Genomic DNA, 23,895 nt, shown 5'->3' with positions numbered 1-23,895 from the left:
ACGGATGATCGGCACGCCCAGGCCAACGCCGACACCACACCTGCCTTGACACGGATCAAGTGCGTCGGGCATGCGCTGCGCCACCATCAGGGCATTCCAACCTGCGCCCCGCTCTCTCCGATGGTCACCACGCTCTATGAAACGCCCTCGCATGTCTGCCTGATGTTTTCCGATTTGGTCGACGATCACGATGACCTGCCCGTGCAGACCAACCAGTTCCTGATCGTCGATCACGGCCACGGCGCGCTGATCGACCCAGGCGGCCAGATGACGTACAACGCGCTCTATCTGGCGATGAACAGCTACTTTCCGCCCAAGCAGCTCGACTACGTGCTCGCCTCGCATGCGGACCCGGACATCGTCGCCTCGGCGGGACGATGGCTCACGAGTTCAAGCTGCGACATCCTGATCTCGCGCGTGTGGGAACGCTTTTTGCCGCACTTCTGCAATGTGGGCAAGACCGAGGGCCGCATCGTGCCGATTCCGGATACGGGCATGGCGATCCCGCTGGGGCAGTCGCACCTGCTGGCGGTGCCGGCGCATTTTCTGCACTCGGAGGGCAATTTCCAGTTCTACGATCCGGAGTCGCGCATCCTGTTTTCGGGGGACCTGGGGGCATCGATGGTGCACGCCAACGTGGCCGCCAAACCGGTGGAGGACTTCGACGCGCACCTGCCGCTGATGGCGCCCTTCCACCGCCGCTACATGAGCGGCAACCGGGTGTGCCGTCTGTGGGCTCAGATGGTGCGTGGGCTGGATATCGAATGGATCGTGCCGCAGCACGGCCAGGCTTTCCGCGGGAAGGCCATGGTCAATCGATTCATTGATTGGGTGGAAACGCTCGACTGCGGCATCGATCTGATGACGCCGGAGATCTTCCGCCTGCCCGCCATGCCCAAGACACCGGCAGGCGCGGCGCTCAAGACGCGGGCGTAGCCGCCGGGCTGGGGGCTGCCGGCAGGATGATCTTCATCATGGCGCTCGACAATTCGTGCGCCAGCACACCGGCGTCGATGCGCGACGGATCGTGCCACGTGTACATGAAACCCATCACGCCGCCCATCGAGTGCGCGGCGACGCGCGCATCGCCAAAATCGAACACACCGGCACGCTTGCCCTCATCCAGCAAGGCATAGAGATCGCGGTAGTAGCCGCGCGACATGCCATGCAGCCATTCCACCGTTTCGGGGCGCAGGTATTGCCGGTCACGGTAAGTGAGCGCTGCGGCGTAGTGGCAGTCGATGCAGCGGCGCGCCATCTCCAGCAGGCAGGCCTGCAGGCGCTCCCGCACGGGCAGCGCCGGGTCGGCCGTCTCACGAATGGCTGACAGACAGATCTGCGCAGCCTCGCGGCACAGGATGTCGAAGATCTCGTACTTGTCGGTGAAGTAGTAGTACACCGCCGGCTTGGTTACACCCAATGCGCTGCACAGGTCACTCATCGTCATACCCGCATAGCCCTTGGTAAAGAAGAGCTGGGCGGCGGTGTCGAGAATCTGCCGGCGGCGGGCCTCTTGGCGCTCGGCAATATGCGGGCGCGTAGCTGGCGGTGTGACGCCTGGGGCTTCGGGAGCCTCGGTTTCAGCAGACGATTGCACGTCAGAAACGGCAGATTTGCGGACGATGGACATGGTGCGCATTCTCGCATGCCGCCTTTGGATTCGCCGTGGTGTCTGCGCATCTGAGCGGCATCACGCCGTTGGAATGCTTGACGCATCAAGCGGCGCTTTCTATATTTCTACCCATTGGTATAAAAAATTACCTATCAGTATAGATAGCGCGGCGCCACTTTGCGCACGCACTGCACAACCCAACGGAGACAAGCTTTGGCGATGGACGAGTCCGAGTATCTCGGCCGCGTTCGCGCGCTCTGGGCGCGCGCATGGCCGGTCGATACCCCCCGCGAGCCTCACTACCCGATCGGGCGCGCACCCCTCACCGAATATCTGCGCCACTGGGCGCGCACCACGCCAGACAAGCCGGCGATCCATTTCTACGGGCACGACACCACGTTCGCCCAGCTGGATGATCTGTCCGACCGCATTGCCGCTCTGCTCGCGCAGCACGGCATTGGCGTGGGCGACCGGGTGGCGGTGTTCCTGTCGAACTGCCCGCAGTTCAATGCGGTGTTCTTCGGCATCCTGAAACTGGGCGCCGTGTACGTGCCGATCAGCCCGCTGTCGCAGCGCGCCGAGCTGATGCATGCGCTCACCGATGCCACCCCGCGCGCCATCGTCACGCTGGACCGCCTGATGCCGCTGGTGCGCGACGTACGAGCCGAGACATCGCTCGAGCACATCTTCGTAACGCGTTATGCGGATGTCGTTCCCGCGCAGCCGACACTGCCGCTTCCAGCGATGCTGACCGAGCCGCCGCTGGCCTGCGACGACGCGATCGACCTGCTGCCCGCACTGGCACAGACCACGCCGATCGCCCTGCCGCCCGTCTCGCTCGACGCCACGGCCGCGCTCAACTACACCGGTGGCACCACCGGTCTGCCCAAGGGCTGCATCCACACGCAGAGCGACATGGTGGACATGGCTGCCGCGTTCTCGGCCGTGTCGCTACGTGCCGATACCGACACCGTCATTCTCAGCTTCTACCCGCAGTTCTGGATTGCGGGCGAGAACACCGGACTCATCCTCCCCGTCTTCCTTGGTGTGCCGCTGGTTCTGCTCGCGCGCTGGGATGCCGAGGCCTTCATGGCCGGCGTACAGCACTACCGCGTGACCAACGGTTCGATGCTGGTCGACAGCGCGGCCGAGGTGATGGCGCACCCGCGCGTGCATACGTACAACCTGCGCTCGCTGCGACACACTGGGGTGTCGTCGTTCGTGAAGAAGCTGAACCCCGAATACCGCCGCGCATGGCGCGAACTGACCGGCTCGATGATGGCCGAGAGCGCCTGGGGCATGACGGAAACGCAGACCTGCAACAGCTTCACGGTCGGCATGCAGACGGACGATTTCGACCTGCGTTCGCAGCCAATCTTCGTGGGCCTGCCGGTGCCGGGCACCGACTTCAAGATCTGCGATTTCGACACGCACGCGCTGCTGCCCATCGGTGCCGAAGGCGAGTTGTGCGTGCGCACGCCAACGCTGCTCAAGGGCTACTGGAACAAGCCCGAAGCCACCGCGCAGACACTGCGCAACGGCTGGTTCCACACCGGCGACATCGGCTGCATCGACGAGCACGGCTACATCCACTACCTCGGCCGCCGCAAGGAGATGCTCAAGGTCAACGGCATGAGCGTGTTCCCCGCGGAAATCGAAGCCATGCTCGGCAAGCACCCGGCGGTGCTCGGCTCTGCCGTGGTGGGCCGCGCCGATGAACAACGCGGTCAACTCCCCGTCGCCTTCGTGATGCTGCGGCCCGAAGCCATCGGCACGCTGGACGACGCCACGCTCACCAGCTGGTGCCGCGAGAACATGGCCGTCTACAAGGTGCCCATCGTGCGCATCGTCGATGCCCTGCCGCTCACCGCCACCGGCAAGGTCCGCAAGCAGGATCTCGCACCGCTCGCAGAACAGCTCTAACCCACGCTCCGCTCCATGACGTTTCGCAAACTGCTGATCGCCAATCGCGGCGAGATCGCCATTCGCATTGCCCGTGCGGCCGCCATGATTGGCTTGCCTTCCGTGGCGATCTATTCCGAAGACGACGGCGACGCACTGCACGTGCTCCGCGCTGATGAAGCCGTGCCCTTGCCCGGCACCGGCCCGCGCGCCTACCTCGATGGCCAGGCCATCCTCGCGGCCGCACGCGCCGTGGGCGCCGATGCCATCCACCCCGGCTACGGCTTCCTGAGCGAGAACGCCGCGTTCGCGCGCCAGTGCGCACAGGCCGGCGTGCAGTTCATCGGACCGGCACCGCACGTGCTCGACCTCTTCGGCGACAAGGCCCGCGCACGTGCGCTGGCACATGAGGCAGGCATCCCCATCGTCAACGGCACGCGCGGCGCGACTTCACTCAAAGATGCGCAAGCGTTCTTTGCCGCGCTGCCGCCCTCGCACGGCATGATGATCAAGGCCGTGGCCGGCGGTGGCGGGCGCGGCATGCGTGCTGTACATGAAGCACAGGCGATTGTCGAGGCGTATGCGCGTTGCGTATCGGAAGCCACCGCCGCATTCGGCAGCGGCGATGTGTATGTCGAAGCGCTGGTGCCCGCGCCACGCCATATCGAAATTCAGATCGTGGCCGATGCGCAGGGCAATGTCTCGCACCTGGGCGAACGCGAATGCAGCCTGCAGCGCCGTCACCAGAAGCTGATCGAGATCGCGCCCAGCCCGGCGCTGGACGATGCGCTGCGCGCGCGCATCGCTGATGCGGCCGTCACACTCGCCAAGGCCTCGGGCTACTGCGGCATCGGCACGTTCGAGTTCCTCGTGGAAGGCGCCGGCACACCGCACGCCACGTTCTACTTCATGGAGGCCAACCCACGCGTGCAGGTCGAACACACCGTCACGGAGATGGTGACGGGCGTCGATCTGGTGGTGACGCAACTGGCGCTGGCGCAGGGGGCATCGCTCGCGGATTTGGGGCTCGATCAGCCGATCACGCCGCGCGGTCATGCCGTACAGGTGCGCATCAATGCAGAGACGCTCGATGCGTCGGGCCAGCCGCACCCTTCCACCGGCACGCTCACCGCGTTCGAGCCGCCCAACGGCCCCGGTGTGCGCGTCGACACCTGCGGCTACGCCGGCTACCGCCCCAACCCGCGCTTCGATTCGCTGCTGGCCAAGCTGATCGTGCACGCGCCGCGCGGCACCTATGCGCAGACCCTGGCGCAGACGTACCGCGCGCTGTGCGAGTTCCGCATCGAAGGGTTGGTGACCAACAAGCGCCTGCTGCAAGACTTGCTGAGTGATGCACACGTGCAAGCCAACGCCGTGCACACGCAGTTTCTCGACGAGCGCTTGGCCGAACTGGTGACCGCCAGCGATGGTGCGCATCCCGCGCTCCATGCCTCTGCTGGTGCTGCAGCCGACCCCGAGACCGAGTCGGGCGAATCGCTGCTTGACGCGTTGCCGGACGATGCCGAACTGCTGACCGCACCCATGGACGGCGCGCTGATCCAGCTCAACGCCCAACCCGGCGACGCCGTGGCGCGCGGGCAAGTGCTGGCCGTGATTGAAGCGATGAAGATGGAGCACGTGGTACTCGCGCCGGCATCTGGACAGGTACTGCAGGTGTGCGCGCAACCCGGCGCCACGGTGCGCGATGGCCAGCCGCTGGTGGCACTGCTCCTGAGTGATGCGGAACATCACGCCGAGTCCGCTGACGCCGAGATCGACCTCGACCGCATCCGCCCCGATCTGCAGGCCGTCATCGACCGCCATGCCTTCGGCCTCGACGAACACCGCCCCGACGCTGTCGCCCGCCGCCGGAAGACCGGCCAGCGCACCGCACGCGAAAACATCGCCCACCTGTGCGACGCCGACTCCTTCATCGAATACGGCGCGCTGGCCATCGCCGCGCAACGTCAGCGGCGCGCGCTCGACGACCTGATCCGTTCGACGCCGGCCGACGGCATCATCACCGGCATCGGCACCGTCAATGGCATGCACTTCCCCGACCAGGACGCGCGCTGCATGGTGCTCGCCTACGACTACACCGTGCTGGCGGGCACGCAGGGCACCTTCAACCACAAGAAGACCGACCGCGCGCTGGAACTGGCGCAGCAATGGAAGCTGCCCGTCGTGCTGTTTGCCGAGGGCGGTGGCGGCCGGCCGGGCGATACCGAAAAGCGCGGCGTCAGCGGTCTGGATTGCCCGACGTTCATCCACTTCGCGCGGCTGTCGGGGCTGGTGCCGACCGTCGGCATCGTGTCGGGCCGCTGCTTTGCCGGCAACGCAGCGCTGCTCGGTTGCGCCGACGTGATCATCGCCACGCGCGACGCGACCATCGGCATGGGCGGCCCGGCCATGATCGAAGGCGGCGGCCTGGGCGTGTACGCGCCCGAAGAGGTGGGCCCCGTCAACATGCAGGCGCCCAATGGCGTGATCGACGTACTCGTCGAAGACGAGGCCGAAGCCGTGGACGCCGCTCGCCGCTACCTGAGCTACTTCCAGGGACCACTCACCCAATGGGAAGCCGGCGACGCGCGCCACCTGCGTCACGTGATCCCCGAAAACCGCATGCGCAGCTACGACATGCGCGCCGTGATCGAAGCCCTGGCCGACACCGGCTCGGTGCTGGAGCTGCGGCAGGCGTTCGGCGTCGGCATCATCACCGCGCTGATCCGCATCGAGGGCCGCGCGTTCGGTTGCATCGCCAACAACCCGCGCCATCTGGGCGGGGCCATCGATTCAGCCGCGGCCGACAAGGCGTCGCGCTTCATGCAGCTGTGCAACGCGTTTGATCTGCCCATCGTCTCGCTGTGTGACACGCCGGGCTTCATGGTCGGTCCCGAAGCGGAGAAGACGGCCACCGTACGCCATGTCAGCCGCATGTTCGTGACGGCCGGCAACCTGCGCGTGCCCTTCTTTACCGTCGTGCTGCGCAAGGGCTACGGCCTGGGTGCGATGGCGATGGCGGCCGGCGGTTTCCACGCGCCGTTCTTCACGGCGTCATGGCCGAGCGGCGAGTTTGGCGGCATGGGCATCGAAGGCGCCATCCGCCTCGGCTACCGCAAGGAACTGGAAGCCGTAGCAGACCCCGCCGAACGCGAAGCGCTGTTCCGCAAGATGGTCGACGCCGCCTATGAAGAAGGCCGCGCCCTCAACATCGCCAGCTATCTGGAGATCGATGCGGTGATCGACCCCGCCGACACGCGCCGCTGGCTGTTGCGCGGGCTGCAATCGGCGCCGCCCGCACCGCCGCGCCACACGCGCGACCCGGCCACGCGCCGCTTCATCGATACCTGGTAGACGAGAAGACAGAACGCCCCACACAACAAGGAGGAGACATGCCCGCATCGACCCGCTTTGCCCGTCCGTTGTCCGCGCTGGCCTGCGTGACTGCGGTGCTATTTGCACCGCTGGCAAACGCCGCAGATCCGGCACCGATCAAGGTGGCGTTCATCGACCAGTTGAGCGGGCCTTTGTCGAATGTGGGCGAGCAGTTCCTCGCCAATCTGAAACTCGGCATTGACGATGCCAACGCGCAGCCGCAAGGCGTGTTGAACGGCGCGCGCTACGAGCTGACCACCTATGACAACAAGCTGTCAGCGCAGGACAGCCTCTCCGCGTTGCAAAGCGCCATCGATGCCGGCGCAAAGATCGTCTTCACCGGCGGGTCTGGCTCATCCGTAGTGGCCGCCATGGTGGACGCGGCCACCAAGCACAACGAGCGCAACCCAGACAAGCGCGTGCTGATCATCAACTACGCTTCGATCGACCCCGACCTGACCGGCGCGCACTGCAGCTTCTGGCATTTCGCGACCGAGGCCAACACCGCCATGAAGATGCGCGCGCTGGCCAACTTCGTGAAGACGCAGCCTGACATCCGCAAGGTCTATTCGTTGAACCAGGACTACGCGCATGGTCGGCTGTGGGCGTCACTGGGCAAACAGATGATCTCCGCCGCGCGGCCCGACGTGCAGTTCACGGGGGAAACGCTGCACCCGATCGGCAAGGTGAAGGACTTCGCGCCCTATGTCTCAAAGGCCAAGGCAACCGGCGCGGACACGCTGCTCACCGGCAACTGGGGGCAGGACCTGAACCTGCTCGTCAAGGCGGACGGTGACATGGGCTACGACGTGCGCTATCTCAACCACAGCGGCGCGGGTGCACCGGGCACGGTGCTGGCGGTGTCGCAAGCCAAGATCGGTAAGGTGACGTGGGTGTCCGAATGGACGCCCGGCAACGGCAACGCACAACTGATGCAGATGGATGCGCGCGTGCGCCAGACGCCGGCCGGGGAACACTTCGCGCCGCGCACCGTGCTCTCCGTCGAACTGGTCACCGACGCCATCCGCAAGGCCAACTCCACCGACCCGCTCAAGATCGCGCTGGCGCTGGAGGGCATGCAGAAGCAGAGCGTCCTGGGCGAGGTGACGATGCGCAAGGTTGATCACCAGTTGCTGCTGCCACAGGTGGTATCGACGATTGCGCCGGTGGACGGCAAGACCGTCAAGGTCGGCTACGACGGCACGCAGTGGGGCCACAAGACCGAAAGCACGACCGCCGCCAAAGATCTGGACCTGCCGACCACTTGCAAGATGAAGCGGCCGGCAGGCGTGTGACGGCTTAGTCTGCGCGGTCCGTACGCAAGGGGCCGTACTCGATGGGCACCCACGCGAAGGCACGACCGTCCTTGCGCACGTGTCCGAGGCCGGGGAACGGCAGGTGCGCCCCGGCCACCCAGAGCTTGTCCTGCGCCGCTTCGGCAAACAGCTTGCGGCGCGAGGCAACGGCCTGCTTCTGGTTCACGTCGTACTCGAACGCAACCTCGGGGTGCAGGAACTGCACGGCGTGGCTGTGCACGATGTCCCCCCACACCAGCAAGCTTTTGCCCTTGGAGGCGAACAGGTAGCCGCTATGGCCCGGCGTATGACCGTTGGCGACCACCGAGCGCACACCCGGCACCACCTCATCGCCAGGCTTGAATTGCTTGAGCTTGCCGGCTGCTGCATACGGCGCCACCGAATCGCGCGCCATCTTGAAGAACGGCTGCATGTCCTTGGGCTTGGAGGCAGCAATCGTTTCGCTCAGCCAGAAATCGGCTTCCGGAGCGGCCACGTAAACCTGCGCGTTCGGAAAGGCGGGTTGCCCTTGCGGTGTCAACAAGCCACAGGCGTGATCCGGGTGCAGGTGGGTCAGCAGTACGGCGTCGATCTGCTCGGGCTGATAACCCGACGCGCGCACGTTGCCGGCCAAGCCACCCATGGTCGGCCCAAAGCACGTGCCCGACCCGGTATCGACCAGAACGCGCTGGCTGCCCGTATCAATCAGATAGCCATTCACCGCCGTCTGCATGCCGGGCGTGCTCGACACGAACATCCGCGCCAGCAGGCTCTGCACAGATTGCGCGCTCATGCCCAGCAACGTCTTGGCGGGCAAATCAACGTAGCCGTCATAGAGCGCGGTCACGACGTCGTCGCCAAGTGCCATGCGGTAGTAGCCGGGCACTTGAGCGCGTTGTAGCGTGGCGGTGGGTGCGGCCGCTGCTGATGTTGCAGCAGGCGCCGAGGTCTGGGCGTGGGTGCATCCGATGGACGCGGCCAACGTGATGGCGCATGCAATCCGTTGAACGGCAGGCGTGGCGAGCAAACGCATGTCTTGGCTCCTGGGGGAAAACCGCTGCCCCGTTGCAGCGGCGGAAGCCGGATCATGCCACTCCCAATGCACATGCGTTGTCGCTATTAGCGACAGGGGTATTGCTTCATTCCGAAACGCACGGCATTACTGAACGAAAAACCTGGGCGACGTTGATAGCGTTCCCCAGGTGGTGCAGTCCGGAGTAAGGAACGTATTGTTGTTGAACGTCATGGACGAAGCACTGTTGTTCCAACTCAAAATCACCCTGTTCGGGCCACACGAGCCCAACAGCGCGATGGAGACCTCCATTCTGTTGATCGTCAGTTGCGTTGCATTGTCGAACTGCCCCGTCCATGGCTGAACGTGACTCGCCACACCGCTCAGCAAAGCGCACGGCCCGTTGCCGCTGTATGTCGCGGAAGTGATCTCCACGGAGCCAGCTGATGTCACCGTCCCAACCACAGTGGCAAGGCACTGCATGGAAACCGAGCCCTTGTAGAAGGCAACCGGACCCCACGCCGTAAAGCTCTCACCGGTCAGGCTCATCGGCTGACCATCGGCTCGAACCACGGTCGCCGCCACAGCCGGTGCGGCACCCGCCATCGACAGACTCAACGCAAGCGCTGTCGCTACAACCATTCGCATGTTGTTCATGGTCTTGAGAAATCGGGAAGAATGAAAAAGAAAAGGCCCGACATGCCGGGCCTTTGCTTCATGCCGATCAACCGCGGCTGCGCAACCGCAGGTCAACCGGGCACGTGCTTATTGCACGTGGAACGCCGGCGTGGACACCACCTTGCCGTCCACCGTACAGTCCGGCGTCAACGTGGCATTGCTGAACGTCAACGACGATTCCAGGTCGTTCCAGGTCGTCACGACCTTGCTGGGGCCGCAACTGCCCAGCAGGAATACGTTGACGCCAGCGTTGTTGATCGTCAGCTGCGTGGTGGAGTCAGCCTGCCCCGTCCAGGGCGTGGCACCGCTGATGAAACCGCAGAGCGTACCGCCCGTGAACGACGTCGACGTGATGTTGACGACGCCGGTGGGCGTGATCGTGCCGGTAAAGGTGGCCTGGCACTGCGCGACGGTCGAGCCCTTGGTAAGGTTGGTCGAGCCGGTGACCGAGAACGGCTCGCCGCTCGGGTTCATCGGCTGGTTGTCCGCGCGCGTTACGGTCACGGCAAATGCGGGTGTGGCTGCTACGGTGGCAAGTGCGAGTGCAACTGCAAGAGATACGACTTTACGTGTGCTCATTTATTGCCTCACTAGAACTGACGGTTGAAACCGCCTTAAGAATGCGGCGCAAACAGGTTCCCGCTCGGTTCACGCCGCGCCAATTAGCCAGGCGCAGACAGCCGACGTCTGGCTAAAACTTGTACGACACCCCAATGAACGTGACGAGCGGATTGGCCTTGAGCGTGGTCTTGGTGGTGGCCAGCGTGGTGCCGTCCGCCGCCTTGATCACGGTAGCCGCTTCCGTCTTGAGCGGCATGTACGACACCGTGGCCGTCAATGCCCAACGATCGGTAATGGCATAGCTCGCGCCCAGGTTGAAGATGGCCGACCACGACGCCGACGATTTCCCCTCCACATACGTCGGCCCGGGCTTGCCGGCCCCCGCCGCCAGCACGCTGCCCAGCTCACGGTTCACCGCCGCCGCGAAGTTGGGGTTCAGCTCGATATTGGTGAAGAAGCTGTAGACCACCCCCACACCCACGAACGGCCGGAACTTCGACTGTGCGTGCCCGAAGTACCACTGCAGGATGACCCCAGGGCTCCACTGGCGTGCCTTGCGCACCGCAGGCTGGTTGGACGGGTCATCCAGATCGACGTGGCCGAGTGCACCCGCCGGCCCAGGCGCGCGGATCACGCCGTGCCCGGTCAGCTTGAATTCGGGCGGCACGCCGGCAATGGTGGTCAGCGCGATGTTGTCGGTAAAGAAATGCGTGAGCGTGAGGCCCAGCGTGTTGGCGTTGCTCACGCGCAGCCCGCTGTTGGGCGACGTAAAGCTGCCCGGCATGCGTAGCGGATCGTTGATCGGCGCGTTGATCACGCTGGTGGTCAGGTTGTTGCTCGAGTCCTGCGGCATGATGTGGAACCAGCCCACCGTTGCCACGTTGTCACCCGCCTGCTGCGCCATGGCCCCTGCGGATGCGCAGGCCGCCACCAATGCGACAGTCAGTTTCTTCATGATGCTTCCTCCTGTTGTTCTGAGCGGGGCGCGGCGCGATGTTGGGTCAGGCTGGCCGCGCCCCGTGGCGTGTTATTCCGGAAACGTCACTGCACGAAGGCGCCCACGGTGAAGTACGGGTTCTTCGTATCGCTCATATCCAGGAAGCCGAAGGTCTTGCCAGTGAAGATCAGCTTGCCGGTCGGGGCCGAGCCAGCCGGTGCGCTCGTCTGCGTGGTGCGGATCACGCCGGGTACCGATTGCGTGAAGTCCAGATTCAGCGGACGCGTGAGCGCAGCCTGCGACGCGTTGAACGGATCGAGCATCGTGGCCTGTGCACCCATCAGCGCGGTGGCGCGATAGTTGAACGTGCTGTCCACGCCCGTGTACTCGCCGTTCTGCGAACCCAGCGCGATGTTGGTGGTCGGCGCCAGGAACGAGATGCCGGACTCGTCGTCCGCCACGGGCGGGCCGGCAGTCAGATTCGAATTGGCAGCCCCCACGCGGATGAAGATCGGCACGAGCTGGTTGTACAGCTTGCCCACGATCAGCACGCCCTTGCCGGCCTTGCTCGGGTCAAGCGATGACAGCGTGGCCGGCACCTGCGGCTGGTAGTTCAGCGTGGTGAAGGCAGACGCGTCCGCACGCAGCGTCAGCTTCTGGTTGACCGTCGCGCTGGAGGTCAGGCACGCACCGCCGTTCTTCACGCCCAGGTTGTCGCACTCGGTGTAGGTGCCGTCCGCGTTGATGGTGAAACGCGCATCGACTGCCTGCTGCGAGAAGTTCTGCGACGGCACCTGGTGGTAGCCGAGCTGGTTGTAGTTGCCCGCGATCTTGGTCAGGTCCGTCTCGGTGTTCGAGAAACTGATGAACGGGTAGTACGGGAACGTGGTCTTCGGAATCTTGCCCACACCGACAATGCCGTCGAACTGGATCGTCGCCCCCGGAATCGTGCCGCCCAGCACGCCCTGACCCAGGAAGAAGCGCGCCGGCCGACTTGCATCCAGGCTCGCGTTGTTCAGGCGGAACGCACACTGGTTGAGCTTCTCGGTCGGCAGTGCGGTTTCCTGCGTCAGCGTGCCGGTCTGCACGTTGTTGGGTGCGGTATCACGCGTGGGGGCCACCGTGCCCGTCGTTACCGGAATCGGCGACGCCAGATACGTGATCTGGTACGTCATCTTCGTGGTATCGAGCTGCACTTTCACCAACTCGCCCGAACCGGAACCGCCTGTGAAGACGGTGTTGTAGTCGATGGCCTGCGGACACAGGCGCTGGATCACCGGGGCCGGCGAATCATCTCCGCCACCACCGCACGCTGTCACGATCGGTGCGCACGCGAGCGCGACCAGCCATTTACGCCATTGCATTTGCGTCTCCTCCATGTTGTTTTTCAAGCGCGGCAGCGCCGGGCGCCGCCGCGGGTTGTTGCATTGATGCGTGCATCACTGGACGAACGCGCCGACCGTGAAGAACGGGTTGTACTTGTTGTTGTTCATGAGCATTGCGTACACGTTGCCCACCTTGACCGCAACGCCCTTGTCGCCCGCCTTGAACAGCGCGACGTTGCCGCTGGCGCCCTGCGCGTTGAAGTCGTTCTGCGCGGTGACGAGCAACTTGCCCGGCGAGGTTTGCGTGTAGTCGAGCGAGAACTGCGCCGTCACACGCGAGTTGAACGGGTTGATGAAGGCCGCGGTGCCGTTCTGGAACAGCGTTGACGTGTAGTTGGCGGCCAGCGTGGAGACAGCGGTGCCGTCGGTGCAGTTACCCACCCAGGTGTGGAAGGTGCCGCTGGTAAAGCTGCCAGACAGTTCAGGATGGTCGACAGTTGAGTTCAGGCCATTGAGGCTGGCGGGGAATCCACTCGGACCGTTGGAGGTCACGACCCCGCACGCCGATGCACTGGTCGCACCGATGTAGCCACCCGCGAGTGCATTGGTGGGAATGGTCGCTACAGGTGTCAGGATAGAAATGCCGATCTGGTCATCCGCCGAGGCCGCCAGCAGGTTGGAATCGACATGCACATAGCCCACACGGATCACCACCGGTACCACCTGGCCATTGAGCTTGCCCGCGATCAGAATCCCCTTGGCCTGGTTTGAAGCAAGAGGCATCACCAGCGGCGCGACCTGGCCGACGTACGCATAAGGCACGTTGGCAGCCTTGGGATTGCTCACGAACACGTTGTCCTGCGAACCATCCGCGTTCAGACGCCGCGTCCACGGCGTGCCCGTCGTGTGGCATGAGTAGTCGATGCCCTCGGCTGTACATGTACCGTCGGCATTCAACGTTTGCGTCCAGTTGACAGCATCGGGCTCCCAGCCTTGCGGCCCCGTTGTCTGATTGCTAGACCCAGTGGGCGTGACATGTACGCCCACTTCGTTGTAATGCCCGGCCACTTGTGTGAAGTCGGTCACCGTCTGTGAGAAGCCCAGGAACGGATAGAAATCAAACGAGCGCGAAGGCACCGCGCCAATGACCAGACCCGGGAACGGCTGAATACCGTTGAACTGGATCGTCGCGCCCGGAATGCCGCCGCCCACGATGCCCTGCCCAACAAACAGCGTCGGCGGGTCTTGCGGGTTGACGGTGATCGCGTAGCTGTTGTCTGCCGTCTTGCCCGACTGCAGCACGAAGGCGCAGCGGTTCTGCTCGGGCGTCGGCAGGTTGGTCGGGTGCACAAAGTTGCCGTTGATGGTCAGCCCCTTACGCGTGTTGTTCACCTGCCCCGCTGAGGTCGGCACCGACGACTCGATGAACTGCATCTGATACGTGTTCTTGCTCGTGTCAAACTTGACCTTGATGTACTCGCCGCTGCCCGAGCCGCCGGTGTAGGTGGTCGTGTAATCCAGCGCGGCGGGACACAGGCTCGTCGGCGTGGTTGGCGTGGTGTTTGGCCCGCTCGGCGGGCAAGAGCTACCCGAGCACTGCGCAACGTCCGACGAGCCCGGATCGTCCGCACCGCCGCATCCACCGATGAACGGCATCGCGACGATGCAACTGGTTGCCATGACAACAAAAAGATGACGTCGACTACCCATGGTTGTCTCCTCACGTTCTGGAACTTGTTGTGTTTTTGCCGGCAAGTGCCGGCCGATACCCCCGCCTGTCGGCGTACGACAGCCGACAGCGCACGACCTGCCCCGGCGGCAGATCAATCCTGCAAATCAACAGAAACGACGGACGTGTTTTGTCGCGCGCGTTAACTCGCGTAACGCACTAATCGGTTGGGTGCCGATGTCAAAACCAGTCGGGGTGTTGCAGCTAACGCGAGAAACCCGGCTCGCTGCGATGATGGCGATGGCGGTGACGCGCGTGGGCACGCGCAAAAGCGGAATGCTGGAAAGGCCCGTTTTGAATGCGTAACATCCTGTGTCTCCGAAGGTACGCTACTGGCTATTTACTTGTCGTTATGCGTGCCACTATGGTCTGCACAGACTATGAAGTAAATAGAGATTTCATTCAAAACATTGCCTGCAATGCCTCGCACAAGCAGGCGCGGCGCCATTTGGCAGCATTTCAAACGAGGGAATGAATTCGTTTCGTTTGAAGTGTTTTAAACTCCTCCCCTCGTTCGTGGGGGAATGTCGGGGGGGTGCAAGATATATCGAATTATGTCGAAACGGATATATTTGCCGGAATATACGCGCCAGCAAAAATCAGTCCCGCCACAGCTTTGCGCAAAATAATAGAAAGCTGTTCAACAGAAAGATTTGCGCAAATCGGGAGAAAGAATGGTGGGCCCCCCGGGAGTCGAACCCGGCACCAACGGATTATGAGTCCGCTGCTCTAACCAAGCATGAGCTAGAGGCCCAAAGAGCGGCGCCTGAACAGGCAACCGACAAAAAATTGACCCGGCGGGTTAGGCCGGGCCATCTATGCGATTTTACTCGAAAGTGGGCCAGAACCCACCTTCGGGCATCAATCCGCTACTGATTAGCTACCTTCGAGGAAGCTCTTCAGCTTGTCCGAACGGCTCGGGTGACGCAGCTTGCGCAGTGCCTTCGCCTCGATCTGACGAATACGCTCGCGGGTCACGTCGAACTGCTTGCCGACTTCTTCCAGCGTGTGATCGGTGCTCATTTCGATACCGAAACGCATGCGCAGCACCTTGGCTTCGCGCGGCGTCAGCGAGTCGAGTACATCCTTCACCACGCCGCGCATGGAGCCATGCAGCGCCGCTTCGGCCGGGGCCAGCGTGTTCGTATCCTCGATGAAGTCGCCCAGATGGGAGTCGTCGTCGTCACCGATCGGCGTTTCCATGGAGATCGGCTCTTTGGCGATCTTCATGATCTTGCGGATCTTGTCTTCCGGCATCTCCATTTTCTCGGCCAGCGTTGCCGGATCCGGCTCATTGCCGGTTTCCTGCAGGATCTGACGCGAGATGCGGTTCATCTTGTTGATCGTCTCGATCATGTGCACCGGAATCCGGATGGTGCGCGCCTGGTCGGCGATCGAACGCGTGATGGCCTGACGAATCCACCACGTGGCGTACGTCGAGAACTTGTAGCCGCGGCGGTATTCGAACTTGTCCACCGCCTTCATCAGGCCGATGTTGCCTTCCTGGATCAGGTCGAGGAACTGCAGACCGCGGTTCGTGTACTTCTTGGCAATCGAGATCACCAGACGCAGGTTGGCCTCGGTCATCTCGCGCTTGGCTTCACGCGCACGGCGCTCGCCTTCCGACATCTTGCGGTTGACGTCCTTCAGCTCCGACAACGGCAGCACCACGCGCGCCTGCAGGTCGATCAGCTTCTGCTGCAGTTCGTGCACGGCCGGCACGTTGCGCTCGACGATGGTGCTGTACGGCTTGCCGTCAGCCACCACGGTCTCGATCCACTTCAGGTTGGTCTCGTTGCCCGGGAAGCGCGAAACGAAGTCGCCACGCGGCATGCCGCACTTGTCGACCACGATGTTCAGGATGGCGCGTTCCAGCTTGCGAACTTCGTCCACCTGGCCACGCAGCGTGTCGCACAGACGCTCGACGTTGCGTGCGGTGAAGCGGATGCACATCAGCTCGGCCTGGATGGCTTCCTGCGCCTTCACGTACGACTTGGACTTGTAGCCTTCCTTCTCGAACGCACGACGCATCTTGTCGAACTGGTCGGCGATCACGCCAAACTTGACCAGCGCAGCCTGCTTGAGCTCCTCGAGTTGACGGGCCGAAGCGGCGGCAGCGCCAGCACCTTCATCGTCCTCGTCTTCCTCTTCGTCGGCTTCCTCTTCGGCTTCTTCTTCCTCGAAGTCCTCTTCTTCCTCGGCTGCAGCGGCAGCATCGGCTTCAGCGTTCGGGTCGATCAGACCGTCGATGTACTCGTCGATCTTGGCTTCGTCGTTGGCGACGCGCTCGCCCATGGCGAGGATTTCCGAAATGGTGACCGGGCAGGCCGAGATGGCCATGACCATGTCTTTCAGGCCGGCTTCGATGCGCTTGGCGATGACGATTTCGCCTTCGCGCGTCAGCAGCTCAACCGTGCCCATTTCGCGCATGTACATGCGCACCGGGTCGGTCGTGCGGCCGAATTCGGAGTCAACCGTCGACAGCGCGGCTTCGGCTTCTTCTTCCGCCTCTTCTTCCGTGGTCACGGAAGGCGCGTTGTCGTTCAGGAGCAGCGTTTCGGCGTCCGGGGCCTGCTCGTACACGGCAACGCCGATGTCGTTGAGCGTGGCGACCAACGTTTCCAGCGACTCCACGTCGACCATGTCGTCGGGGAGGTGGTCGTTGATTTCGGCGTAGGTCAGGTAGCCGCGCGATTTGCCCAGCTTGATCAGCGCCTTGAGCTTCTGGCGGCGAGCCTCGAGCTCTTCTTCCGAACCGCCTTGCTGCGAGGCAGCAAATTCCTTGAGCAGGGCTTTTTCCTTGGCCTTGCGGTCGCGGGCCTTCAGCTTTTCGGTTTTCGGTGCCGGAGCGGCGGGGGTATCAAATTCTTCAGTCACGTCCGTGCTGCTGTCGTCATCTGCCTGCGTTTCTGCCTTGGGCTTGCGGCCGCGCTTCTTGGGCTCGGCTGCTGCCGCGGCGTGGGCCGCAGGAGGAGTTGTGGGGGTGGCCTCTACCTGGGCGGCGCGCTTGGTGCCTTCCGCGGTTGCCTTGGCTGGCTTGGCTGCGGTGCTGGTACGAGCGGTACCCGTTTTGGTTGCGCTTGCGCTGGCAGGGGTCTGCTTGCTCTCGACTTCGGTAGCTTTCGATTTCGCCACGGTGGTTGTCTTGCCCTTGAGTGCGACTGAAGCGGCTGTTTTGCCGCCAGGTCTGGCGCTCGTGCTGATCGACGTCGAGACCTTGTCTGCAGTTGAAGACTGGATTGCGTCTTTTGCGCGCGCTACTGCCTTGACGGGCTTGGCGGCAACGGTAGTCTCGGCGGTCTGGCGCGGCTGGGCTTTCCCCGTCTTTGCCGGCACAGTAGCCTTTGTTACCGCCTGCCCCATATGGCTCCGACCATTCGCGACTTTCACCGTTTCCGCTGCGGTCTTTCCTCCTCCGGCGCCGCGCGCCGATGAGGATCGCGTGGCAGAAACAGAAGCAGGACTGGCCTTGGAACCGGCCTTCGCGGAGGTCTTCACCTTCACCATGGGCACGCTCACTCCCCCAAAATGGGAAAAAGATATTGCAATCCGAACCGGCTATTCTAGCACGCCAGACCAGCCGGTCTAAGTGAAAATCGGGTTTTCGCCTGAAAAATCAAGGGGCTACCCGCAATCGCCCGCCCCAGTTAGGTTTGTGCTGGGACGTATGCGCTACTCAAGCTACCGGCGGCTGGTCTCACTTAACAGCCAACGCATACGCTCTCTATCGTCATCGCTGGCGTGACCGCTTTCTACCTTGCGCAGCAACATCTCAAGCTCGCGCTTGTGCGACGCAAGAAGCATCTTTTGCACAGCGCTGTCGAATTCCATGGTTGCCGGCTCCAACTCGATGTCGTCTTCGAGCACAGTCACGCGCAGTCCGGCGAAGGCATCGGCATACGGCGTCTGGCCGAGGCGCTCGACGAAAGCGCCAAAGTGCATCTCAGGGCTCGCCGCGTCGCATTCGGCAAGCAGCCCTGCCAGTACCTCACCTTGGGGCAATTCCGGCGCCGTCAACTGGGCACGTGCATCCGCATCAAGGCGGGTTGCCAAGGCGGGATAACGCATCAGCAAGCGCAGCAGTTTCTGCTCTAGCGCAGTCGGTGCAGTGCGCGCCACACGCGGGCGCTTCTGCGTCATGCGGCCTGCCTGGGCGGGATCGCTGCGCAGGCCGCAGAGCGCTTCGATGTCGGCGGGTGTGGTGCCAGTCATGTCGGCTAGGCCCCGCACGATCTGTAGGCGCAGGCCGCCGGATGGCATGGCCGTCAGCAGCGGCTTGGCCTCATATTGGGCACGGGCTCGGCCCTCAGGCTGGCGTAGGTCGAGGTCCTCGGTCACGGCCTGCAGCAGAAAGCGCGACAGTGGCATCGCGTTGTGCACTTCGCGGGCGAAGGCTTCTGTGCCCTCTTCGCGGACGAAGCTGTCCGGGTCGTGCTCCGACGGCAGGAACAGGAACTTGATCGTTTTGTTATCCGTGGCGTGCGGCAGGCAGGCTTCCAGTGCGCGACGCGCAGCCCTACGCCCGGCGGAATCCCCATCGAACGAGAAGATGACGGTATCGACCTGCCGCAGCAGCTTCTGCACGTGGATCGGTGTGCAGGCCGTGCCCAGCGTGGCGACGGCATTGGCAAACCCAAGCTGCGCCAGCGCGACGACGTCCATGTAGCCCTCGACGACCAGCACGTAGTCGAACTCGCGGATGGCGTTGCGCGCCTCGAACAGGCCGTACAGCTCGGTGCCCTTACTGAACAGCGGCGTCTCGGGGGAGTTGAGGTATTTCGGCTCGCCCTGCCCCAGCACCCGGCCGCCGAAGCCGATCACCACGCCCTTGGTATTGCGGATGGGGAACATGATGCGATCGCGGAAGCGGTCGTAGCGGCGGTGCGAGCCGTCGGCGGATGTCTTCTCGCTTTCGATGACGAGGCCGGCTTCGATAAGCGGCGCGGCAGTAGCGTCTTCTCGGTACGGACCGAACACGCCTTCGAGCGATTGCCAGTCGTCCGGCGCATAGCCGAGGCCGAAATGCGCGGCAATCTCGCCGGTCAGGCCACGGCCCTTGAGGTACTGGATGGCGTTGGCGGCACTGCGCAATTGCTTGCGATAGTGCTCGCAAGCGCGGGCCATGACGTCGCCGAGGGCAACCGTCTTGGCTTGCTGCTCGGCGCGGGCAGCGGGCGGCAGGCCACCGCGCTCTTCGGGCACCACCATGCCGACGGACTGCGCGAGGTCCTTGATGGCCTCGACATACGACAGCCCGGAAAACTCCATCAGGAAGCCGATCGCCGAACCGTGCGCGCCGCAGCCGAAGCAGTGATAGAACTGCTTGGTCGGCGACACCGAGAACGACGGCGACTTCTCGTTATGGAACGGGCACAGCCCCATGAAGTTGGCGCCACCCTTCTTCAATTGCACGTAGCGGCCCACCACGTCGACGATATCGACGCGGTTGAGCAGGTCGTCAATGAACGGCTGCGGGATCACGCGGGGTGCGCCCCTTGGGGGTTGCGGGTGGGAAGGGGGATCAGGCGCCGGTCAAGGCTGCCTTCACGCGGGCCGAGACTTGGGTCATGTCGGCGCGGCCAGCCAGGGCGGGCTTGAGGATACCCATGACCTTGCCCATGTCCTGCGGGCCGGCGGCGCCAGCCTTGGCCACGGCGTCACGCACGGCGGCGTCGACTTCGGCTTCCGACAGTTGTGCCGGCATGTAGACCTGCAACACGGCAATCTCAGCCGCTTCCTTGGCAGCCAGATCTTCGCGGCTGGCTTGCTGGAACGCGGTGATGGAGTCCTTGCGCTGCTTGATCATCTTGTCGACCACGGCCAGCACGGCGGCGTCATCCAGCTCGATGCGCTCATCCACTTCACGCTGCTTGATGGCGGCCTGCAGCAGGCGGATCGTGCCCAGACGATCCATTTCCTTGGCGCGCATGGCGGCCTTCATGTCTTCCGTGATCTGGGCCTTCAACGACATCTGGGACATTCCGAACTCCGATAAACGGCAAAACCCGCTCGGGCGGCTGGCCCAGCGGGTTGCAAACTTGAAAAAGTGGATCGCTGATCGTAGCACAGAACCCAGGCGGCTCTTGCCTCGATCGGTGGGGGGTCAACTCGCGGAAGCAGCCTCCCCCGCCGCAACAGCCGAGGCCCAGGCCCACTGGAAGTTGTAGCCGCCGAGCCACCCCGTCACATCGACCACCTCGCCGATGAAGTACAGGCCCGGCGCGGATTGCGCCTCCATGGTGGCGGACGACAATGCGCGCGTATCGACCCCGCCACGCGTGACTTCGGCCTTGCGGTAGCCCTCGCTGCCTGAGGGCGTCAGCTCCCAGCGGTTCAGTGCGCCACCGATCGCACGCAGCAACTTGTCGGACAGTTCGGCAATTGGCGCGTGCGGATTGGCGCCATGCGTGGCGCACCAGGCTTGCGCGACGCGTTCCGGCAGCCGCTGCGCCAGCACCGTCCCGAGTTGCTTGCGCGAGCCGGATTTCTCATCGCACAACCACTGGGCGGCATCGGTGTCTGGCAGCAGATCGATGGCGAGCGGCTGACCCGAATTCCAGAAGCTTGAAATCTGCAAGATGGCGGGGCCAGACAGGCCACGGTGCGTCAGCAGCAAATCTTCGCGGAACGTCGTGGCGCCTCCTTTCCGGCCGCCCTTACCGCCGGGCTGCGCCACCGTCACGTCCACCTCCAATGACACGCCCGACAGCGCCGAGAACGGCGCCCAATGCTCCGCATTGAACGTGAGCGGCACCAGCGCCGGGTGCGTCTCGACGATCTTCAAGCCAAACTGCCGCGCGGTCCGATACCCAAAATCCGTCGCCCCGATCTTCGGGATGGACAGGCCGCCCGTGGCGATCACCAGCTTGTTGGCGACGATCTCTCCGGCGCTGGTCGATAGGCGATAGGCATCGCCATCCTTGCCCACCTCTGCGATCGAGCAGCCGGTGCGCCAGATGACATTGCCCTTCTCGCACTCGACCTCGAGCATGCGGATGATGTCCTCCGCACTGTCGTCGCAGAAGAGCTGGCCCTTGTGCTTCTCGTGATACGGAATGCGGTAGCTGGAGACGAGGCTGACGAAATCCTGTGCCGTGTACCGTGCCAGCGCCGAGCGGCAGAAATGCGGGTTGTTCGACAGGTAGTTGGCCGGCGCCGCGTTGATGTTGGTGAAGTTGCAGCGTCCGCCGCCGGAGATGCGGATCTTCTCAGCCAGCTTGGTGGCGTGGTCGATCAGCACCACGCGCGCGCCGCGCTGCCCAGCCACGGCCGCACACATCATCCCGGCCGCGCCCGCGCCGATCACCGCTACATCGCACCGCATCATGATCGTCGCGCCGCCTCTGTCTATGCTTGAAAACCGCGCATTTTAGCTTGTGCTATCTTCGGCGCCTTCCTACGGATTTCTTCCCTCACTCGCCATGCTGGTCCTCGGCATCGAATCCTCCTGTGACGAAACTGGCGTCGCGCTGTACGACACCGATGCCGGCCTGCGCGCGCATGCGCTGTATTCGCAGATCGCCATGCACCGTGAATATGGCGGCGTGGTGCCCGAGCTGGCCTCGCGCGACCACATCCGCCGCGTGATTCCGCTGCTGGAAGAAGTTCTCGGCAAGGCTGGCGCCACGCGCGCAGACATCGACGCGATCGCCTATACGAAAGGCCCCGGATTGGCTGGTGCGCTGCTGGTCGGCGCCTCGGTGGCGAATGCGCTGGCGTTTGCACTAGGCAAGCCGCTAGTGGGCGTGCATCACTTGGAGGGGCATTTGCTCTCCCCGCTACTGGAAGCGGATCGGCCCGAGTTTCCGTTCCTGGCGCTGCTCGTCTCTGGCGGCCACACGCAGCTGATGCGCGTGGATGCCGTCGGCCAGTACACGTTGCTCGGCGAAACGCTCGACGACGCCGCCGGCGAAGCCTTTGACAAGACCGCCAAGCTGCTCGGCCTCGGCTACCCCGGTGGCCCTGCCGTCTCGCGCCTGGCTGAATTCGGCAACCCGGGCGTGTTCGATCTGCCCCGCCCGATGCTGCATTCAGGCAATTTCGATTTCTCGTTTGCCGGCCTGAAGACGGCGGTGCTCACACAGGTACGCAAGCTCAACCTGACCGACAGCGAGACCTGCGAACAACCGCGCGCCGACCTGGCCCGCGCGTTTGTCGATGCCATCGTCGAAGTGCTCGTCAAGAAGACCCTGCGCGCCGCGCGCGAGCATGGCCTCAAGTGCATCGTCGTGGCCGGCGGTGTGGGCGCCAACCGCCAGTTGCGCGAGGGCCTGAACGCCGAGGGCAAGAAGCGCGGTCTGCGCGTCTATTACCCCGACCTGCAGTTCTGCACAGACAACGGCGCGATGATCGCCTTTGCCGGCGCAATGCGGCTGCAGGCTGATCCGACGCAGGTGCAGGACGGCTACGGCTATGGCGTCACGCCGCGCTGGGATCTCGAAGACATCCGCATCCAGCAAGCATGAAAAAAGCCGCTCGGTTGAGCGGCTTTTTCTTTGCTACGGCGTCGATTACTTGTCGAGGCGCTTGTCACGCTCGATCAGCGCATAGGCGCTGTGGTTATGGATCGACTCGAAGTTCTCGGCTTCCAGCGTGTAGGCGACGATGCGGTCGTCCTGATTCAGGCGCATGGCGATGTCGCGCACCAGGTCTTCCACGAACTTCGGGTTCTCGTATGCACGCTCGGTCACGAACTTCTCGTCCGGGCGCTTGAGCAGGCCCCACAGTTCGCACGAGGCTTCTTCTTCGGCCATGCGGATCAGCGATTCGACCGGCGTATCGGCCGCCAGCTCGGCGTCGATCGTGATGTGCGAGCGCTGGTTGTGCGCGCCGTACTGCGAGATCCTCTTCGAGCACGGGCACAGACTCGTCACCGGCACCAGCGCCTTGACGCGGACCTTGGTGTGGCCGTCGCGCACTTCGCCGATCATCGTCACCTCATAGTCCATCAGCGACTGCACACCCGACACCGGGGCCGTCTTGCTGACGAAATACGGGAAGTGGACTTCGATGCGGCCGGCGTCGGCTTCGAGCTTTTCCAGCATCTTTTCCAGCAGCAGCTGGAATTGCGCCAGGTTCAGCGGCTCGCGCTCTTCTTCGAGCAGCGCGACGAAGCGCGACATGTGCGTGCCCTTCTGATCAGCCGGCAGATGCACATCGAGGTTGTAGGTGCCGACGGTGTTCTGCACGCCCGACGGGGTCTGCAGCGACATCGGGTAACGCACACCACGCACGCCCACGCGTTGGATCGGGATCTGGCGGGTGTCGTGGCTGGCCTGCACATCCGGCATCGCAAAAGCCGGGTTCATATCGTTCATGATCGGTTTCCTTTACGGTCGCCCGGCCATCGCAGTCGGCCGGTACGCAACGAGTGTGAAACCGCGGAACCTGGCTGATCGAGACCACCCCTCAAGTGATCGAATCAACCCATCCCGCGACTGCGCACACAATTCATAAATTTGACTGGCGG

18 protein-coding genes and 1 tRNA gene are annotated in these 23,895 nt (G+C 63.7%); 6 read left to right on the top strand and 13 right to left on the bottom strand.

All coding sequences use genetic code 11. The features are described 5' to 3' along the window. Positions 1 to 120: 120 nt before the first annotated feature. Positions 121 to 936 (top strand): MBL fold metallo-hydrolase, encoded by an 816-nt coding sequence (locus ACS13N_RS03235; protein ID WP_438930604.1) that lies wholly within the window; start codon positions 121 to 123, stop codon positions 934 to 936. Here ACS13N_RS03235 and ACS13N_RS03230 read toward each other — a convergent pair. Beyond that, positions 920 to 1,630, bottom strand: coding sequence for a TetR/AcrR family transcriptional regulator (locus tag ACS13N_RS03230; protein WP_438930327.1), 711 nt, complete (start codon positions 1,628 to 1,630; stop codon positions 920 to 922). The two genes, ACS13N_RS03235 and ACS13N_RS03230, sit on opposite strands and share 17 nt — an antisense overlap. Positions 1,631 to 1,831: 201 nt before the next feature. On the opposite strand from ACS13N_RS03230, the gene ACS13N_RS03225 reads away from it, so the two are divergent. Genes ACS13N_RS03225 through ACS13N_RS03215 form a run of 3 tightly spaced genes read left to right on the top strand, consistent with a single transcriptional unit; the run spans position 1,832 to position 8,184 of the window. Then, entirely contained in the window at positions 1,832 to 3,535 is a 1,704-nt protein-coding gene (locus tag ACS13N_RS03225) for an AMP-binding protein (protein WP_438930326.1), read from the top strand. Between the two features lie 15 nt (positions 3,536 to 3,550). Further along, positions 3,551 to 6,868 carry a carboxyl transferase domain-containing protein gene (locus tag ACS13N_RS03220; protein ID WP_438930325.1) on the top strand — a complete coding sequence of 1,106 codons (3,318 nt, stop codon included), beginning with the start codon at positions 3,551 to 3,553 and terminating at the stop codon, positions 6,866 to 6,868. Between the two features lie 38 nt (positions 6,869 to 6,906). Continuing rightward, the gene (locus ACS13N_RS03215; RefSeq protein WP_438930324.1) at positions 6,907 to 8,184 is read left to right on the top strand and encodes a branched-chain amino acid ABC transporter substrate-binding protein; all 1,278 of its coding nucleotides are present in this window, start codon (positions 6,907 to 6,909) and stop codon (positions 8,182 to 8,184) included. A gap of 4 nt (positions 8,185 to 8,188) precedes the next feature. Here the strand turns inward: ACS13N_RS03215 and ACS13N_RS03210 are convergent, their stop codons facing one another. The 8 genes from ACS13N_RS03210 to rpoD form a co-directional block, all read right to left on the bottom strand. Further along, a complete protein-coding gene (locus ACS13N_RS03210) occupies positions 8,189 to 9,217 on the bottom strand; it encodes an MBL fold metallo-hydrolase (RefSeq protein WP_438930323.1) in 1,029 nt (342 codons plus the stop codon). A 126-nt stretch (positions 9,218 to 9,343) separates the two neighbouring features. Further along, positions 9,344 to 9,853, bottom strand: coding sequence for a hypothetical protein (locus ACS13N_RS03205; protein ID WP_438930322.1), 510 nt, complete (start codon positions 9,851 to 9,853; stop codon positions 9,344 to 9,346). A 108-nt stretch (positions 9,854 to 9,961) separates the two neighbouring features. Next, on the bottom strand, positions 9,962 to 10,453 hold the full coding sequence (locus tag ACS13N_RS03200; protein ID WP_438930321.1) for a hypothetical protein: 492 nt from the start codon (positions 10,451 to 10,453) through the stop codon (positions 9,962 to 9,964). Between the two features lie 112 nt (positions 10,454 to 10,565). Continuing rightward, positions 10,566 to 11,390: an OmpW/AlkL family protein gene (locus ACS13N_RS03195; RefSeq protein ID WP_438930320.1), complete on the bottom strand. Its 825-nt coding sequence runs from the start codon at positions 11,388 to 11,390 to the stop codon at positions 10,566 to 10,568. An 86-nt stretch (positions 11,391 to 11,476) separates the two neighbouring features. Continuing rightward, positions 11,477 to 12,736: a DUF2957 domain-containing protein gene (locus ACS13N_RS03190; protein ID WP_438930319.1), complete on the bottom strand. Its 1,260-nt coding sequence runs from the start codon at positions 12,734 to 12,736 to the stop codon at positions 11,477 to 11,479. Positions 12,737 to 12,811: 75 nt separating this feature from the next. Beyond that, entirely contained in the window at positions 12,812 to 14,407 is a 1,596-nt protein-coding gene (locus tag ACS13N_RS03185; protein ID WP_438930318.1) for a DUF2957 domain-containing protein, read from the bottom strand. 694 nt (positions 14,408 to 15,101) lie between these two features. Then, positions 15,102 to 15,180: transfer RNA gene (locus ACS13N_RS03180), tRNA-Ile, on the bottom strand. 122 nt (positions 15,181 to 15,302) lie between these two features. Continuing rightward, positions 15,303 to 17,561 carry an RNA polymerase sigma factor RpoD gene (gene rpoD / locus ACS13N_RS03175; RefSeq protein WP_438930317.1) on the bottom strand — a complete coding sequence of 753 codons (2,259 nt, stop codon included), beginning with the start codon at positions 17,559 to 17,561 and terminating at the stop codon, positions 15,303 to 15,305. 61 nt (positions 17,562 to 17,622) lie between these two features. On the opposite strand from rpoD, the gene ACS13N_RS03170 reads away from it, so the two are divergent. After that, complete coding sequence (locus tag ACS13N_RS03170; protein WP_438930316.1) at positions 17,623 to 18,015, top strand: hypothetical protein; 393 nt, start codon at positions 17,623 to 17,625, stop codon at positions 18,013 to 18,015. Positions 18,016 to 18,107: 92 nt separating this feature from the next. Here ACS13N_RS03170 and dnaG read toward each other — a convergent pair whose 3' ends face one another. From dnaG to ACS13N_RS03155, 3 genes are all read right to left on the bottom strand, one after another. Next, a complete protein-coding gene (gene dnaG / locus ACS13N_RS03165; RefSeq protein ID WP_438930315.1) occupies positions 18,108 to 19,907 on the bottom strand; it encodes a DNA primase in 1,800 nt (599 codons plus the stop codon). 40 nt (positions 19,908 to 19,947) lie between these two features. Then, on the bottom strand, positions 19,948 to 20,397 hold the full coding sequence (locus tag ACS13N_RS03160) for a GatB/YqeY domain-containing protein (RefSeq protein ID WP_252684493.1): 450 nt from the start codon (positions 20,395 to 20,397) through the stop codon (positions 19,948 to 19,950). A gap of 132 nt (positions 20,398 to 20,529) precedes the next feature. Beyond that, positions 20,530 to 21,753 (bottom strand): NAD(P)/FAD-dependent oxidoreductase, encoded by a 1,224-nt coding sequence (locus ACS13N_RS03155; protein WP_438930314.1) that lies wholly within the window; start codon positions 21,751 to 21,753, stop codon positions 20,530 to 20,532. Positions 21,754 to 21,847: 94 nt separating this feature from the next. Between ACS13N_RS03155 and tsaD the strand changes: the two genes are divergently transcribed. Next, on the top strand, positions 21,848 to 22,891 hold the full coding sequence (gene tsaD / locus ACS13N_RS03150) for a tRNA (adenosine(37)-N6)-threonylcarbamoyltransferase complex transferase subunit TsaD (RefSeq protein ID WP_438930313.1): 1,044 nt from the start codon (positions 21,848 to 21,850) through the stop codon (positions 22,889 to 22,891). Positions 22,892 to 22,936: 45 nt separating this feature from the next. Here the strand turns inward: tsaD and folE2 are convergent, their stop codons facing one another. Next, on the bottom strand, positions 22,937 to 23,743 hold the full coding sequence (folE2, locus tag ACS13N_RS03145; RefSeq protein WP_438930312.1) for a GTP cyclohydrolase FolE2: 807 nt from the start codon (positions 23,741 to 23,743) through the stop codon (positions 22,937 to 22,939). Positions 23,744 to 23,895 lie beyond the last annotated feature (152 nt).

The organism is Ralstonia sp. 24A2, from assembly GCF_051783885.1.
GTDB lineage: Bacteria > Pseudomonadota > Gammaproteobacteria > Burkholderiales > Burkholderiaceae > Ralstonia.
This window is presented reverse-complemented; position numbering and strand designations above follow the sequence as displayed.

What these genes read in the sequence shown, in the direction of transcription:
- ACS13N_RS03205 (WP_438930322.1), bottom strand. Translation starts at nt 9,853, where the DNA reads ATGAACAACATGCGAATGGTTGTAGCGACAGCGCTTGCGTTGAGTCTG.
- ACS13N_RS03220 (WP_438930325.1), top strand. Translation starts at nt 3,551, where the DNA reads ATGACGTTTCGCAAACTGCTGATCGCCAATCGCGGCGAGATCGCCATT.
- ACS13N_RS03225 (WP_438930326.1), top strand. Translation starts at nt 1,832, where the DNA reads ATGGACGAGTCCGAGTATCTCGGCCGCGTTCGCGCGCTCTGGGCGCGC.
- ACS13N_RS03210 (WP_438930323.1), bottom strand. Translation starts at nt 9,217, where the DNA reads ATGCGTTTGCTCGCCACGCCTGCCGTTCAACGGATTGCATGCGCCATC.
- ACS13N_RS03160 (WP_252684493.1), bottom strand. Translation starts at nt 20,397, where the DNA reads ATGTCGTTGAAGGCCCAGATCACGGAAGACATGAAGGCCGCCATGCGC.
- tsaD (WP_438930313.1), top strand. Translation starts at nt 21,848, where the DNA reads ATGCTGGTCCTCGGCATCGAATCCTCCTGTGACGAAACTGGCGTCGCG.
- ACS13N_RS03185 (WP_438930318.1), bottom strand. Translation starts at nt 14,407, where the DNA reads ATGGGTAGTCGACGTCATCTTTTTGTTGTCATGGCAACCAGTTGCATC.
- ACS13N_RS03230 (WP_438930327.1), bottom strand. Translation starts at nt 1,630, where the DNA reads ATGTCCATCGTCCGCAAATCTGCCGTTTCTGACGTGCAATCGTCTGCT.
- ACS13N_RS03190 (WP_438930319.1), bottom strand. Translation starts at nt 12,736, where the DNA reads ATGCAATGGCGTAAATGGCTGGTCGCGCTCGCGTGCGCACCGATCGTG.
- folE2 (WP_438930312.1), bottom strand. Translation starts at nt 23,743, where the DNA reads ATGAACGATATGAACCCGGCTTTTGCGATGCCGGATGTGCAGGCCAGC.
- ACS13N_RS03200 (WP_438930321.1), bottom strand. Translation starts at nt 10,453, where the DNA reads ATGAGCACACGTAAAGTCGTATCTCTTGCAGTTGCACTCGCACTTGCC.
- ACS13N_RS03235 (WP_438930604.1), top strand. Translation starts at nt 121, where the DNA reads ATGGTCACCACGCTCTATGAAACGCCCTCGCATGTCTGCCTGATGTTT.
- ACS13N_RS03195 (WP_438930320.1), bottom strand. Translation starts at nt 11,390, where the DNA reads ATGAAGAAACTGACTGTCGCATTGGTGGCGGCCTGCGCATCCGCAGGG.
- ACS13N_RS03215 (WP_438930324.1), top strand. Translation starts at nt 6,907, where the DNA reads ATGCCCGCATCGACCCGCTTTGCCCGTCCGTTGTCCGCGCTGGCCTGC.
- ACS13N_RS03155 (WP_438930314.1), bottom strand. Translation starts at nt 21,753, where the DNA reads ATGATGCGGTGCGATGTAGCGGTGATCGGCGCGGGCGCGGCCGGGATG.